Here is a 371-nt window from a genome sequence, read left to right as displayed (position 1 = left end):
CCCGGTGCTTGGGCATCGGCGGCCGGGCTGACGAGGCCGGCGCCCGCCTCCTCGACAACGCGGGCGCCTTCGCCATCGATCGATGCGAGGATGGGGCGGCCTGCGCTCAGATAGGACTGGATCTTGGCAGGCACGGTCTGCGCATAGATCTCGCTGCGCTTGAGCGAAACGATCAGCCCTTGCGCGCGAGTCAGGAACTGCGGCATTTCACTGGACGGATAGCGTCCGGCCAAAATCACGTTGTCCAGATTCCGTACCCGCTTCTGCTCGGCCAGCCAAGGCGACATGCTGCCGCTGCCGACCAGCACGATGCGGACGTCCGGCAGATGCTTGAGCTGGTCGGCAGCAGCGGCCAGGGTTTCGACGGCCGG

At 66.6% G+C, this 371-nt stretch carries 1 protein-coding gene; it reads right to left on the bottom strand.

The window, feature by feature from the left end; all coding sequences use genetic code 11:
- Positions 1–371, bottom strand: a 371-nt coding sequence (locus KDH83_RS31990) for a glycosyltransferase (RefSeq protein WP_212323221.1), incomplete at both ends; no start/stop codon positions are given.

The organism is Achromobacter sp. Marseille-Q0513 (assembly GCF_018195695.1).
Lineage (GTDB): Bacteria > Pseudomonadota > Gammaproteobacteria > Burkholderiales > Burkholderiaceae_B > Achromobacter.
The sequence above is the reverse complement of the archived record's forward strand: the minus strand, read 5'-3'. Positions and strand labels throughout refer to the sequence as shown.